General features: G+C 40.4%; 14 protein-coding genes. 7 read left to right on the top strand and 7 right to left on the bottom strand.

All coding sequences use genetic code 11. The annotated features are described in order from the left end of the window. Positions 1–56: 56 nt before the first annotated feature. From RM552_RS09675 to proB, 5 genes are all read right to left on the bottom strand, one after another. Positions 57–695, bottom strand: coding sequence for a hypothetical protein (locus RM552_RS09675; RefSeq protein WP_311368628.1), 639 nt, complete (start codon positions 693–695; stop codon positions 57–59). Positions 696–971: 276 nt separating this feature from the next. Further along, entirely contained in the window at positions 972–1,832 is an 861-nt protein-coding gene (locus tag RM552_RS09670; protein WP_311368627.1) for a lysophospholipid acyltransferase family protein, read from the bottom strand. A gap of 173 nt (positions 1,833–2,005) precedes the next feature. Next, complete coding sequence (gene can, locus RM552_RS09665) at positions 2,006–2,590, bottom strand: carbonate dehydratase (protein WP_311368626.1); 585 nt, start codon at positions 2,588–2,590, stop codon at positions 2,006–2,008. A 133-nt stretch (positions 2,591–2,723) separates the two neighbouring features. Continuing rightward, positions 2,724–3,980, bottom strand: coding sequence for a glutamate-5-semialdehyde dehydrogenase (locus RM552_RS09660; RefSeq protein WP_311368625.1), 1,257 nt, complete (start codon positions 3,978–3,980; stop codon positions 2,724–2,726). Positions 3,981–4,048: 68 nt separating this feature from the next. After that, positions 4,049–5,191, bottom strand: coding sequence for a glutamate 5-kinase (gene proB, locus RM552_RS09655; protein ID WP_311368624.1), 1,143 nt, complete (start codon positions 5,189–5,191; stop codon positions 4,049–4,051). Positions 5,192–5,474: 283 nt separating this feature from the next. Between proB and RM552_RS09650 the strand changes: the two genes are divergently transcribed. Next, complete coding sequence (locus tag RM552_RS09650; protein WP_311368623.1) at positions 5,475–6,803, top strand: ABC1 kinase family protein; 1,329 nt, start codon at positions 5,475–5,477, stop codon at positions 6,801–6,803. Here the strand turns inward: RM552_RS09650 and RM552_RS09645 are convergent. Then, positions 6,800–7,108: a DUF6482 family protein gene (locus tag RM552_RS09645; protein WP_311368622.1), complete on the bottom strand. Its 309-nt coding sequence runs from the start codon at positions 7,106–7,108 to the stop codon at positions 6,800–6,802. The two genes, RM552_RS09650 and RM552_RS09645, sit on opposite strands and share 4 nt — an antisense overlap. A gap of 154 nt (positions 7,109–7,262) precedes the next feature. Here RM552_RS09645 and RM552_RS09640 point away from each other — a divergent pair, with 154 nt between their 5' ends. From RM552_RS09640 to RM552_RS09630, 3 genes are all read left to right on the top strand, one after another. Then, positions 7,263–8,171 carry a DUF3014 domain-containing protein gene (locus RM552_RS09640; protein ID WP_311368621.1) on the top strand — a complete coding sequence of 303 codons (909 nt, stop codon included), beginning with the start codon at positions 7,263–7,265 and terminating at the stop codon, positions 8,169–8,171. An 18-nt stretch (positions 8,172–8,189) separates the two neighbouring features. After that, positions 8,190–8,732 carry a DUF1285 domain-containing protein gene (locus RM552_RS09635; RefSeq protein ID WP_311368620.1) on the top strand — a complete coding sequence of 181 codons (543 nt, stop codon included), beginning with the start codon at positions 8,190–8,192 and terminating at the stop codon, positions 8,730–8,732. A 130-nt stretch (positions 8,733–8,862) separates the two neighbouring features. Beyond that, a complete protein-coding gene (locus RM552_RS09630) occupies positions 8,863–10,965 on the top strand; it encodes a tetratricopeptide repeat protein (RefSeq protein ID WP_311368619.1) in 2,103 nt (700 codons plus the stop codon). Positions 10,966–11,036: 71 nt separating this feature from the next. Here the strand turns inward: RM552_RS09630 and RM552_RS09625 are convergent, their stop codons facing one another. Then, on the bottom strand, positions 11,037–11,852 hold the full coding sequence (locus RM552_RS09625; protein WP_311368618.1) for a hypothetical protein: 816 nt from the start codon (positions 11,850–11,852) through the stop codon (positions 11,037–11,039). Positions 11,853–12,268: 416 nt separating this feature from the next. Between RM552_RS09625 and RM552_RS09620 the strand changes: the two genes are divergently transcribed. From RM552_RS09620 to RM552_RS09610, 3 genes are all read left to right on the top strand, one after another. Next, on the top strand, positions 12,269–13,624 hold the full coding sequence (locus tag RM552_RS09620; protein WP_311368617.1) for a metal-dependent hydrolase family protein: 1,356 nt from the start codon (positions 12,269–12,271) through the stop codon (positions 13,622–13,624). Between the two features lie 77 nt (positions 13,625–13,701). After that, complete coding sequence (locus tag RM552_RS09615; RefSeq protein ID WP_311368616.1) at positions 13,702–14,277, top strand: YqaA family protein; 576 nt, start codon at positions 13,702–13,704, stop codon at positions 14,275–14,277. Between the two features lie 55 nt (positions 14,278–14,332). Then, entirely contained in the window at positions 14,333–15,097 is a 765-nt protein-coding gene (locus tag RM552_RS09610; protein ID WP_311368615.1) for a class I SAM-dependent methyltransferase, read from the top strand. Positions 15,098–15,174 lie beyond the last annotated feature (77 nt).

Here is a 15,174-nt window from a genome sequence, read left to right as displayed (position 1 = left end):
CAAAAAAGCACCACATAAGTGGTGCTTTTTTTAACCCAATGTTGTTTCTCGTATAGTTACTTTTTGAACCGACGAGAAAACAAACCAAATCCTGCAAGGGTGATTAATGCTAAGATTGATGGTGTAGGCACATCAATTGAGTTTGAAAAAGCCCCAGTAGTTAAACTTGCTCGGATTGCTTGTGAAGAAAAACTTAAACCAGGGAAATTAAAGCCGCCTGATGGAAAAGACGTTCTTACGTATCCACTGCTCAAACTAACTCCTGAGATGCTGACTTTATCACCCGACAATGCTTGAACATCTTCGTTACCGACTATGCCCGCAACACGATATATTCCAGCGGACAAAAACAACTCATTGATTTGCGTAACGTACCAACGACCGAGACTAGACTGACTAGCGAAAATAGTACTTCCGTTATTAACAGTTGCTTGAGCAAGCAAATCGCCATTGCTATTCCACAATCCAACTTCATGATTTTCTAACAAACCATCGTTACCCACATCTATATAAGCAAGCCCATCAATTGACAACCCTGTAGAAAGAGTAAATTCTGTTCCGGCAGAGTAATTACCTCCAGAAAAGTTTTGTGAGGTAGAAGAGGCACCAGCATCCAAAATAAGTGTGGCGTTAACAATGCTACATGCAGTTAATAGTATTCCAGTTATTAGCGTTTTTACGTAAAGTGATTTCATGACATATCCATCAAAAGTAGATTCAAATAAAGGCAAAACAAAAAAGCTTTACCACTGCGTATTATTCTTTCATGTGCAGTACTGCATTTAACATGCCATATTTTTATTCTTTAATTTTCAATGAGATGGAGAATTTTTTAATAATTTTTAACATTATTGTAAAAAAACTCGACGGTTTTGATGTTTTTTATCCGCTGTTTTATGCATTCGACAATTTACAGTGATATCTGTCTTTTAATCTATAATTCCAGAGCACTGTAAAAACCAAATTGAAGCTCAGCGCACTGCATTCAATCCCGTTTTTTGAACTTGTTCATACATATAATCGGTTAAGGCTTTTCTATCTTGTATATCGCTAATATCACTCCATGGTATAGGAGTGCCTACGGTTAAATCGATCACCGAATTAAATTTATTCAGCGCTTCATTGACCATTAACGCCATACGCAAAGGCTCTGCGATATGTGAAGCCAAGTGAAACTTTCTGCTATTACGTCCATGGAAAAAGACAGGCACAACCGTTGCTTTTGATTCACGAATTAATTTAGCGGCAAACGTGCTCCAAGGGGCATCTTTTACTTCTCCAAATCCGAAACGATTTGCAGTTGACACCATCCCTGACGGAAAAATTAGTATTGGAATGTCTTGTTCTAGCGCCTTACTTGCACTTCGTTTTGTGAGTATATTAACTTTTGCCGCTTGTTTGCTTTGATTAAAATCCACCGGCAAGAAATGCGGTAGCAAGTCTTCATCTTGACATAACAGTGAGTGCAAAAGTATTTGAAAATTGCCTCGTGTTTTTAACGCCAAATCGCACAAAATCAATCCATCTATTATGCCAAAAGGATGATTTGCTATAAATAATAATGGGCCCTTTTTAGGAATCGCCTTAAGTGACTCGTTAGTCACGTTTGTCTGTATATTTGCAGATTGTAGCGCATTATGGAAAAAGTCAGACGCCTCGAAAGGAGGCTCTTTTAAATCATTATAGATCGCTTCAATTTTTCTTCGACCCAGCATTACTTCAATTGCGCCAATTAGCTTTTGACGCAACCAACTATCATTAGGTTCTACATAGGAAAGTCGAGGGGTTTTCCTAACATAAGGAGCTGCAACACGCTGCGATTTATCAATCATTTCATCATACTCTAATCACATTAGGTGTAGAAAAACACTTATTTATTACAGGATGATGACAATTGATTAGGCTTTTCTTATTAGAAAGATGACAAGATCTATGGCGGCCATTTGCCATGCAGATTAAGAGCGTTTAGTACTTTGCTTCTAACTTCAAACTATGCAAATCACAGTTAATCTCTTTCTAGCACTTTAATTCTGCCGTTTGAAAGGCTATAAATAAAGCTGTGGAGTTTAACGTCTTGTCCTCGTTTTATAGCGTCTTTGAAGACACTCGTTTCGCGCACATTTTGGGCCTGTTCTAGCACATTTAATTCGCACAAACGGTTAACCTGTTCTTGATGTGACAATTGTCTTAATTCTTCTTTTTTTGTTTTTGCAATGTCTTTGATATGTAGCAGCCAATTGTCTATAAGGCCAAATGTAGCGCCGTTTAAAGCAGCTTCCACACCACCACAGCCGTAGTGGCCGCAAACTATAATATGCTTAACTTTGAGCACATCTAAAGCATATTGCAACACCGACATACAGTTAAAATCGGTGTGTATCACCATATTAGCTACGTTTCGGTGCACAAATACCTCACCCGGCAATAAATCGACGATTTGGTTGGCTGGCACACGGGAGTCGCTGCAACCGATCCATAAATACATGGGTGTTTGTTGCTTTGCTAATACGCTAAAAAACTCAGGGTTTTCATCTGCTGTGCGTTCAGCCCACTCTTTGTTATTGTCGAGTAAACGTTGTATTTCTGGCATTTTAATTCCCGTGGTATGTGCATAGCGAAACCGTATATTCGCGGCTTGCCAGTCTGCACAATAAATAGCGTTAATACAAGCTAATAGCCTTTTTGATAAACAAAAGCAGCACTATAAATATCTTATTGCCGAGTCATTTTCGAATTTGACCATTGCCTAATACAACAAATTTTTCTGTGGTTAACGAGGCCGCTCCCATTGGACCATAAGCATGCAGTTTACTCGTCGAAATACCAATTTCAGCGCCCAAACCCAATTGGCCACCATCAGAAAAACGCGAAGATGCATTTACCATTACTACCGACGAATTGATTTGTTTTATAAATTGCTGCGATGTGGCCAGTTTTTCGGTTACGATAACTTCGGTATGTCCACTTCCATAAGCTTGAATATGAGCAACTGCTGCATCGTAGTCATCCACTTTTTTCACGGCAATTTCTAAGGCTAAATATTCGGCATGCCAATCGTCTTCGGTGGCCAATTCAGCCCCGTCAATATACCCTTTCGTTACTTCACAAGCATGCGCTTTAACCTGTTTTTGCGTAAACAAGGCGTTTACCTTTGGTAAAAATGCTGCCACTACATCTTTATGCACCAATAAAGTTTCTAGCGCATTGCATACCCCTGTGCGCTGGGTTTTTCCGTTTTCTAGTAAGTTTATGGCAATATCCAAATCGGCGTCTTTATCAACATACAAATGACAAACACCTTTAAAATGCTGAATGACTGGAATACGACTATTTTCTGTTACGTACTGTATGAGCCCTTCACCGCCTCGAGGTATTAATAAATCAATGTATTGACTAAGTTGCAAAAGCCTTTGCATCACTTTTCTATCAGGGTCGGGGATAACGGTGACAATACTTGTCGGTAAATCTAAACTGTTTAATGCATCGTGAATCACTTTAGCAAGTGCCATGTTTGACGCTTGGGCTTCTTTTCCACCGCGCAATACCACTGCATTACCCGCTTTTAAGCACAACACTGCCGCGTCTATTGTCACGTTTGGGCGCGACTCGTAAATCATGGCAACCACGCCCAAAGGAATTCGCATTTTTCCGACTTGAATGCCTGTTGGGAGTTTCTTTAATTGATTAATATTACCCAAGACTTCTTCTTGCGAGGCAACTTCTAAAACACCATTCGCCATTTGCTCAATACTGTCGTCAGTCATCGCTAAACGGTCAAGCATTGACGCACTCAGCGCATTCTTTTGTGCGTTTTCAAGATCAATTGCGTTAGCGCTTAAGAGTTTGTCTTTTTCTTGAATCAGTAAGTTAGCAATTTTGCATAACAAATTTTTACGTGCTTGCTGGCTTAAATTCGCAATACTCGACGTGGCTGCTTTTGCAGCTTTGGCGGCATCAACAATATTAAAATCTTGAGACATGCTTACTGTTATTCCTATTTTCTTAAATGTTTATGCAATGCATCGTTTATCAAGTTAAACGAGCTTTGTTAGTCGTGCATTGATTGATGCAGTACCAAGTTATCGCGATGCACCGCAGCCTCTCCTGCGTTATAACCTAAAATTTGTTCAATGTCTTGGCTATTGCACCCCATAATACGCTTGAGTTCACTACTCGAATAAGCAACTAAACCCTTACCTACGAGTGTTGACTGGCTGCCCTCTTGCACTGCATGTTGACAATGAATTTCAATGTTGTCGCCAGCATTAAAACTACCCTCAATCGCCACTATGCCTGCTGCTAATAATGAGGCACCCGTTTTTAACAATGCAGTATTGGCGCCGCTGTCTACCCACAGTTTACCCTTGACTTTACTGGTGTGCCGCAACCAATCTTGACGTGCTTTACTTTTTTGTAAATTAGGCGCAAACAAAGTCCCTGGATTATTGCCTGCAGCCAAACTACTAAATGCTTTCCCATCGGTTCCATTTAATAAAATAGTTTGAATACCGGCTTGTGTGCACTTTTTTGCTGCTTCTAATTTTGTCACCATGCCACCGGTACCCACGCTACTGCCAGCACCGCCGGCTAGCCGCATGACTTTTGTATCAATTTTATCGACCTGTTTTATTAAGGTGGCATTGGGTTTGGTACGCGGGTTTGCTGTATATAAACCGTTTACGTCAGTACAAATAATTAAACAATCTGCCTGTGCCGCAATAGCGGTATGAGCGGCCAAATTATCATTATCCCCGACCTTAATTTCGTCAACCGCCACTGTGTCGTTTTCATTAACTATGGGTAGTGCGTGGTTCAGCAGCAATTGTTCTAAGGTATTTTTTATATTAACAAAGCGCTTACGATCAGCTAAATCTTCGGCACTTAGCAATAATTGGGCACAAGCCAAGTTAGGCGAAAACAAATCGCTCCATGCCGACATCATTTGCATTTGCCCTAAGGCCGCCATGGCTTGTTTTTCAGCAATACTTGGATGGTGACCTGACTTTATGCTGGTTCTTGCCGCAGCAATACTACCTGAAGACACTAAAATTATCTCTTTACCTTGAGCATTGCATTGCAAAATAAAGTTGGCAATAGCACTTAGGTACTTTGAGCTGCATCCTTCACCGGAAGGTGCAACTAAAGCACTTCCTACTTTGATCACAGCGCGCTGCCATTCTGCCATCTTCATATTTTAGGGTCTTTAAATTGAGTTAATATTCACTAGCTTTAGAATACCGTGTTTACTTACATGACAAAACTAAATCCATGCATTTTTTAAATGTATTTGGCAATTTTTATTGCATAAGATAGTAGTGTCTGTTGATGTTTGGAGTGTAAATTGCACAATACTACAGCTACAGCGGCTGGACATACGCAATCAAAGCTGTCATTAATGCATCAAAATATAAATAGTACACGGCCAAGTCAAAAACTGAGTGCTTGTTAAAGTAGCAGAAAATAAAAAGGCAATTATGAGCGAACCCGACGATGAAAAACCACGCTATCACGAAAAAGCAGTGCCCAGTAGCCGATTTTCACGTGTGGCTAAGCTGGGCAGTTTAGCGGGTTCTCTTACCGGCAATATAATCAAAAATACCGTTGGTGCAGCCGTTAAAGCACAAAAACCCACAGTAAAAAATACATTACTTCATCTCGATAACGCAAAATCTGTTACTAAGCATTTGTCACAAATGCGCGGGGCAGCCATGAAATTAGGCCAAATGCTGTCGATGGATGCTGGCGAAATATTGCCTGCCGAATGGGAACCTATTTTGGCAATGTTGCGCGAAAAAGCTCACTGCATGCCTAAACAACAGCTGCTCGATATGCTGCAAAGCAATTGGACGGCAAATTGGCAAGAACACTTCGACTATTTTGATTTTGAACCCATTGCAGCAGCTTCTATTGGACAAGTGCACAAAGCCCGACTCAAAACAGGTGAAGAGCTGGCAATTAAAGTCCAATACCCCGGCGTAGCTAATTCGATCGACAGTGATTTAGAGAATGTAGCGGGCTTGCTCAAGCTAACTCGGCTCATTCCAAAAGGAATTGATATAGACAGTATTTTGCAGCAAGCCAAACAGCAATTAAAACAAGAAGCCGATTATTTGAGTGAACTCGAGTTTTTAAGCACGTTTAAAGCGCTGCTGGCTGATGACCCCAGGTTCATCGTGCCAACACCTTATTCTCCTTTAAGTACCACCGAAATACTTTGCATGGAATTTATTGATGCTCGCCCAATGGCAGAACTCGCATACGAAACTAAAAATACAAAAAACACGGTAATGACGCATTTATTCGAGTTGTTGTTTGAGGAAATGTTTCACTTTAAGTTTGTACAAAGCGATCCTAATTTTGCCAATTTCCTATTTAATCCTGATACAAGACAAGTTGTGCTGCTGGATTTTGGTGCATGCAGAACAATTCGCGATAGTGTTAGTGACGACTATAAAAATGTCGCCTTTGCAATGCAAAAGCAAGACGAAGCTCAAATTCTGAGCTCACTGTTAAAGCTTGGTTTACTTAACGAGAACAATAGCGAAGAAATGAAAAGCACTGTTATTAAGGCCTGCTTAACTGCCTCAGAAAGTGTCCAGTGCGAAAGCTATAACTTTAAACAAGCACAAATCATTAGCCGCTTACAGGCACAAACCAAATCCCTAATGAATAAAGAAAATGCTATTGCCGCACCCGATTTTGATGTTGCATTGGTCAACAGAAAAGTAGCGGGTATTGTGCTACTTGCCAATAAACTCGACGTTGATATCAAACTGAAAGAATTGTTAAACGAACATGCTTAATAGGGCTGTTGCATAGAAAAAGGCATTTCCATTGACGGCTCAGGTTTATTCGGATTACCAATCATCTCGTCGTAAGGAGAATCATGCACCATGACGGCTTTTTTAACGGTACATAAGTCAAATAAATCTCTAATTTGTTGAGAGCTATAAAAGCGCATTGGCCGATCGTTTTTGTCGTATACAAAACCGCTTTTATCGCCAGTGTGTAGCTTAACCAAGTAAACGTTCATTTCAAAAGACTGTACTTCAAGTTTGTCTATGACGATTGCTTGTTTTGTTATATCCGACATTTTATATTTTTGCATATGGCATGAGTTTAATAGTTCAAGGATAGTGTTTCTTACGCTGAGAGTGTTTTTGAGTTCAAAATTAAAATAATCCGAATTTATTGAAAATTTGTCGGTCAATACTATGTATAAAGAGTTAAAATAAGACATTAGCAGAGCAATGGAGCAACATATGACACAAGAGACCAGTCAACTTCAACAAATGAAACCCTACCTGATTATTGCAGGAGTGTTGTTTGTTATTGTGTTGCTTGTGTTTTTCTGGCCTGCATCAGATAAAGCTGATGAACCTATAATTGTTCCGGTTAGCCCTATTGAGTCAAATAGCATTGATACTGAATCCGCTAAGCCAGTGTTGGGTAATGAACAAAATAATGCACTTAACAATAATGTACAAACCGACGTTTTTCAGCCTATCCAAACCCCCAGTGAAGTCACAATTGGTGATGACTCTCCAGTAACTGAACTCGACGTACAAGAAATTCCGGTCGAAGAACCTTTGGATACTAGCGATGGCACTATTAAAGGTTCGTTAATGTCGATAGCAGTTTCCTCTCCGACCTTTGCAAAACTATTGGTCAACGAAGGACTAATAGAGAAGTTTGTCATTAACGTTAATAATTTGGCCGATGCTAAAATGTCGAGCAAAGATGCCTTGGTTGTGCCACCACAGGGTGAATTCAATACTTACCGTCAGGCCGACCGTACCTGGATTGATGCTAAAAGCTTCCAACGCTATACCCCTTATGTCGAAGCTTTGGAGTCAATGGAAATAGACGAGCTTTTAGACGTTTTCGAGACTTACCAAAAGACCATTGAAGAAAAGTTCGCTGAAATAAGTCGGCCGGGGACTAACTTTAACGATAGTTTGATCGCCGCTATTGATGAATTGCTCGATACCCCACAAGTGCCGGTGCCCATTGAAGTGTATAGCGAAAGCGTTATGTACAAGTTTAAAGAAGAACGCTTAGAAGCTTTGTCTGGCCCACAAAAACAGCTTATTCGGACTGGTCCGTATAACATGCGGCGCATCAAAGATGTGCTAATCGAGTTAAAAGAAGCGTTTCAAGAGCGTAACTAAGAATCTGGACCTAGCCACTTGGATATTAACGCGCTGCAAAAACAAATCAGTGAATCAAGCGAGGCCAACACCCAAGGTCTCCCGCCTGTCGACAAATGGAATCCTGCTTTTTGCGGCAATATGAATTTAATCATAAAACGCAGCGGTGAATGGTGGCACGAAGGTACACCATTTACTCGCGCCAAATTAGTTAAGCTTTTATCTAGCGTGATAAAAAAAGAAGGTAAGCACTATTTTTTAGTCACCCCCGTCGAGAAAATAGGCATTCAAGTTGAAGATGTGCCTTTTGTTATTATTGATGCCAATGTCGTAAACGGCTTGGTGCAAGTATCCACGCAAACGGGTGATTGCGTCAGCCTGAGTGAGCAGCATCCTGTTGAGCTTAGAGAATATGACGGCAACTTACTACCTTATTGTTGTATACGTCGCAATTTGTGGGCTCGAGTGCATCAAAACGTGTTGTATCGCTGGGTAGATGCCGCCAATGTCGAAGAATGTGACAATGAAACTATTTTATCGCTGGACAGCGGTGACTATTCATTTATTGTTGGCCGCTTCTAATAGATTGACTTATAAGCCTTTAACGACACGTTGAAGTTGTACGTTCAACAAAAAACGCGTATGTTATTTACACATATTCTATTCAACTAGCGCAAACTGGTTTTCGATCGTGATGGGATTCTTCAAGGAAATGAGCCGCCGCAACGTGTTTACTGTAATCACGTCGTATGCGGTTGCCGGTTGGGTATTGGTGCAAGTGCTCAGCATTATACCTCAAGCTATTGGTTTACCCAGTTGGATACTGACGCTAGCAACTGTATTATTCCTAGCGTTTTTCCCCGTTATATTTTTTGTCTCTTGGCATTTTGATATAAGCCTTGATGGAATAAAATTAACCCCCGCCAAAGACCAAACCGAACCCGCTAAAATTGGCCCCAAATACTGGCTAGGATTTACCGTTATGTTGGTATTCTCAAGTATTTTAGGGTTTTATGGTTACCAAATAGCTATCAACAACGTTTCTACCGAAGCTAATTTTGATACTGATCGCGAATTTGCTCAATCTATCGCTGTATTGCCCTTTAAAGATGCCAGTGCCGAAGGTAACCAAATACATATTGCCTTTGGCATACAAGAAGAAATCACCAATAAACTATCAAGTTTTGCCGGCCTGGTCGTCGCTTCTAGTTTTTCATCAAGCGCTTACTTTGAAAAATATGGTAACCCGGTCGAAGTCGCTAAAAAATTGAACGTTGCCACAGTGGTAGCCGGAACCGTCCGTGTTAATGGTGATCGTCTAAAAGTGCGCGTGGAATTATTAGATGGGCTCAATGGCAAAGTGATATGGACTAACTCTTTTACTCGTCAGTTAATAGATATTTTTGCGATTGAAGAAGAAATTAGCCGCAGCGTAGTTAACATCATCCAAGATAAAGTGTTTGAAAAGAAAGATATTGCTGTTACTAGCCGAACAGAAAGCTCTTTGGCATTGGTTTTGTATTTAAAGGCGCGCGAAAAAATGCGCTTACGCAATACTGAAAGTATTACAGAAGCACGTAAATTATTTGAACAGTCAATTGCCTTGGATTCGGAATATGCCAGTGCAAAAGTAGGCTTGGCGCAAACGTTTTTGCTGCTAGCCGAGGGCCATAGTAGTTTTGGAGTAATCGATGCTGAAGTCGCGACTCGTTTGGCTAAGCAAAGTGTAGAGCCGGTATTGGCTCGCTATCCTGAACTTCCCCAAGCACATGCTGTAATGGGCAGAGCTTTAGCTTACGAATTAGACCACAATCAAGCTATTACCTATTTCGATAAGGCATTAGAATTAAATCCTAACTATGCAACTGCATTTATCTGGAAATATCTTTCTTTAAAGGCAATACAACGCTTTGACGACGCCTATGATACCTTAACAAAAGCCTATGAACTTGATCCTGCTTATTTGCTGGTATCTTATAATTACGCTAAATCACAATATGATTTTGATAATATTGAAAAAGCAAGAAGCATATATACAGATATTTTAGATTTGCACCCCAACTCCCCATTGTCTCATCGTGGCTTTGCTGAACTAGCTTTTTCAGAAGGAGAATTAGCCGAAACAGCAATTCAATACAAGCAAGCTTTAGAAAAGTCGCCTAAAAGTGAATCATACCGAATAAATCTAATTAGCGTTTTATTTCAGTTGCGGGCACCGGAATTAGCTAAACGTTTTATTCAATCAAAGGAATGGGACGTTAATGTCTTAATCGCTGAACAAAAGTTTGATGAAGTTCATAAAATTATGGCGTTTAAAGTCGAGGCGAATCCTAATGACCCTTGGTATTTATATGAGGCTGCTTGGTATCAATATTTGTATGGTGACTCCCAAAAAGGAAAAGCATACTTGTTACAAGCTGAATCATTATTTCCTGAGCAAGAATTGTTTTTACCACCATTATGCCCGCCAGCCATGGAGATCGCATTTGCTCACATTCTCAATGATGATGACGAAAAGGCCGCTAGGTATATAAGTGGATGTAGAAACTTATTAGAAAATTCGATCGCAGCCGGTCAAGTTAATGAGTCCTTAGATTACTTAGGCGCTAGACTAGCCATCTTAGATGGTGATTACACACTCGCAAAAATGAAATTAAAAAGTGCTTATGACCAAGGTTGGCGTGAACACTGGACTGCTTTTGATCCGCTCTTTCAGCCAATTGCTAATGACCCACAAGTGCTGGCTATTTTTGAAAGTATTGAACAAGACTTAGTAGAAGAAAAACGTAAATTGATACAACGTTTTGATGACTAACAAAAAAGCGGCCAACAATAGATAATCTGAAATGGCCGCTTCTTACATTTTACTTATAGTCTTAAATAAATTTAAGTGCGGCGTCTAGCGCATACAAGTACCATCATAATAGAACTCAATATCAATATTGACGGCGCATTTACCGCATTTTGCGTTATTGTAAGATTATAACGCTGAGTCTCAAATTCAAATTGCTGACCCAATACAGCCCAATCTGCTACATCATAAATAACACCATTAATTTCGACTCCCAATGACTGACTTGCCACTGCAAACTCTTGTCCTGAGGGCGCCAAAAAAGTAGTTGATAATGCTAGTTGGTAAGCACCTGGTGTTAATGAAACAGGAAACGCGACATCTAAAAACACATCGAAAATACCGTTTGCTTGTTCTAAAACGCTTGTCGCATCAAAGCTAGCAATTTTATTGCCGGTAGAACCGTTGCTGCCGGATAATTCAAAAACTGACCATTCGTAAGATGTAATAACCCCTTTGTCCACCCCAAATGCCGTGCCAAATCCTTGTAACTGAAACGGGTCGTTTATATCAAAAGAAAACTCACAAACGCTTGGGTCACATCGGTCCGCGACTGGAACGTCTTCACTCGCTCTGTTTTCATAGGGAATCGGCGCATACTTCTGGTTATTTGGTCCTAAACCTAGAGAATCAACAATATTTTCATCTTCTATCATACCATCAGGTATTTCTACCATTGTTCCGTCAAAAAATTGAGGACGGTCAAGTGGTACCAAAGACATGGGTTTTGTCTCACCGCTACCGATATCGACAGTGGCCCCACCTCGAACAATTAAACGTGCGTCGGACATAGCGCTAAAAAAGAGCATACAAACAAAAGTGACACTCATTATTGTGGAGAACTTTTTCATATAATTTCCATGGGATTTTTTTAGAAACTTACTACATGCAAGATTTACACCTCGATTTAACTTATTGTTTTTATTGAATTTAATTAACAAGCGAATGAGTTGATGTAAAATTTCCTGACAGTGAGAAATCGAGTCGCTTGTGTTTTTTACAGGTTATTTATTCCAATCTTCACGTTAACAGCAGCGTTTCGACCTTTATTATCTATTACCAAAACAATATAACTTCTTATTGGAGCGGTCAAAACCCGTGCTGCCTTGTTGTGAGAGAAGATGCGATACCCTATGGGTTAACTATTGAGTAGAGAGATACCTCCTATTGTTAAATTAGTTTCACAATTAATAAATATCCGTCCAAACCTTTGATTTAAAAGACAGATTGTCTTATGGTGTATAAAAATAAAATTTTGGTTCTATACATGACTAAATACCGTGCTTTTGCAAGCCCCTTGTTAACTTCTACCCTACTTATATCTGCCTGTTTGCTTGCGTCGGCTCAAGCCGCTACTCATATTTATGTGAGTAAACTTATCAGCAGTGCCAACACCAAAGTGCATAAAAACAAAACTATTATTGTCGATGGCAATAAAATTGTGGATATTGTTGATGGTAAAGCAACTGGTGCAGATACCGACACTTTTATTGATTTGACAGGCTATACCATCATGCCGGGTCTGATGGATATGCATACGCATTTGTCGTATCAGCAAGAAGGTCCTGCTGGTTATATGAAACGCTTTACCAACAACGAGTCCGATTATGCTATTAATGCGGTTGTGTATGCCGAACGCACCCTTATGGCGGGCTTTACTACTGTGCGTAACTTAGGCGATACCTCAAACGAAACTATTGCTTTACGCAAAGCTATAGATGCAGGCAAAGTACCCGGGCCACGAATATACAGTGCAGGCAAGTCTATCGCGACTACCGGCGGCCATGCCGACCCTACCAATTCCTTGAACAGTAAATTAATGCGAGTACCAGAGCCTATAGACGGTGTTATTAATGGTATTGCAGAAGCACGCGAAGCGGTTCGTCAGCGTTATAAAGACGGTGCCGACTTAATTAAAATTACTGCAACAGGTGGTGTCTTATCAGTCGCTAAAAATGGGCAAAACCCACAATTTATGGCCGACGAATTAGAAGCCATTGTTCAAACCGCCAAAGACTATGAAATGACGGTTGCAGTCCATGCCCATGGCAAAGAAGGCATGCGCAGAGCCATAATGGCAGGTGTCGATTCAATAGAACACGGTACCTATATGGACGATGATTTGTTCAAGCTTATGCGCAAAAATGAAGTGGTCTATGTACCCACTATTCTCGCAGGTGACTTTGTCGCAGAAAAAGCAAAAATTGACGGCTATTTTCCTGACATTGTTCGCCCTAAAGCCGCCGAAATTGGTCCTTTAATTCAAGACACCTTCAGTAGAGCCCATGCAAACGGGGTAACGATTGCCTTTGGTACTGATTCTGGCGTATCGCCTCATGGAGATAATGCCAAAGAATTTGCACTAATGGTCGAAGCCGGTATGTCTGAAATGGACGCTATTCGCTCTGCTACCCTAAACACAGCCAAACTACTAAAAATTGACGACGAATTCGGTACTATTGAAGAAGGCAAAATAGCCGACTTAGTGGCTGTTTCTGGCGACCCGCTGCAAGACATTACATTACTAGAAAATATACAGTTTATTATGAAAGATGGCAAAGTCGTAAAACATCACAAATCCCTAGTGTGTTTTGATCAAGACAAATTACCTAGCTGTCAATAGAGAGTAGTGTCTGTCATGGCTTTATTGATAATAAGTATGTCAATAACAGTGCTTTGATAAACGTGTTTTATTAATTGATGTCGATTAAAAAACACATAAAAAAACTCATACACTCTAAAAAGATGTTAAGCGGTATTGGCTTAGCATCTTTTCTAGAATCTACCATTGTACCCATTCCTCTTGAAACACTGCTTGTTCCGCTGATGCAAGCAAGAAGAGAAAAGCTATGGTTAATTGCCGCAGTCACTACGATTGGGTGCATGGTCGGAGCGCTGGTAGGTTATGCCATTGGCTATTTTCTGTTTGACGTTTTGCGTGATCTTATAGTGACCTATTGGGTTAGCGAAGCACAAATAGAAAGCTTTAGTGCAGCTATGCAACGCGACGGGTTTTGGTTTATATTTAGCACCGGCGTAACACCCATACCACTTCAAGTAGCCATGTTAGCTGCCGGTATTTCACAATATTCATTGGCACTTTACATGCTTGCCGTGGTCACAAGCCGCATAATACGGTATTTTGGTTTAGCCGTGTTAGTTTATTTTTTTGGAAACAAAACGGAAAAAATAGTGCGCAAGTATAAATGGCAAACAGGCGCAATAGGTATTATTGTGATAACTGGTTTTATTGCATATAGAATATGGTCGGCTTGAGCATTTCAATTCAACCTAATACTAACAAATAACATATAAACAAGAGGCGACAGATATGAAAAAAATAGTAAATTTAGCAATTGCATGTTGTATAAGCGCTTCGGCACTAACACTTAGCACGGTAGCAAGCGCAGATGTATCAGAAAAACTAAAAGCAGCCATGGTATCTGATGTGCGCACAAGCGGTGAAATTGATCGTGACCGCAACAGAAAGCCTGAACAAACCTTAGCATTTTTTGGCTTAAACGATGATATGACAGTAATTGAACTGATCCCAGGCGGTGGTTGGTACACAAAACTGTTAGTGCCTGTATTAAATGAAAAAGGCAACTACTTCGGTGCGATTGGCACCACACGTATTCAAAACAATTTGTCTGAGCTACCCGGATTTGAGCGCATGAAGATTGTGGCCACCGACGCTAAAATTGAACGTAAAGAAGGCGAACGCTTTTTATCTCTAGAAGCTAACAACTTAGGCGTAGAAAATGCCGACATGGTATTAACCTTCCGTAACTATCATAACTTTAGTGACCAAGGTCGAGCAGAAATGAATAGACTCGCATTTGATGCGTTAAAACCTGGCGGTATCTATGGTGTACTTGATCACACAGCTCGCCATATGGAACCCGGAAACAGCAGTAACCGCCGCCGATTTGACCCTGTCAAAGCAATAAAAGAGATACAAGACGCGGGCTTTATTTTAGTCGATTATTCAAGCCTTCATTATAAAGAAGACGACGAACTAGAATATGAAGTGGGCGCGCGTTCAGTAACCGGTAATACCGACCGCTGGACACTCAAATTCAAAAAGCCTGAGTAGCTATTTAAATTAATCTGACAAAACTAAAGGGTACCTTGGTCGATAATCGTCCATCGGTGCCCTTATTCTTATCTAAA

Source organism: Glaciecola petra, assembly GCF_031846345.1.
GTDB lineage: Bacteria > Pseudomonadota > Gammaproteobacteria > Enterobacterales > Alteromonadaceae > Glaciecola > Glaciecola petra.
This window is presented reverse-complemented; position numbering and strand designations above follow the sequence as displayed.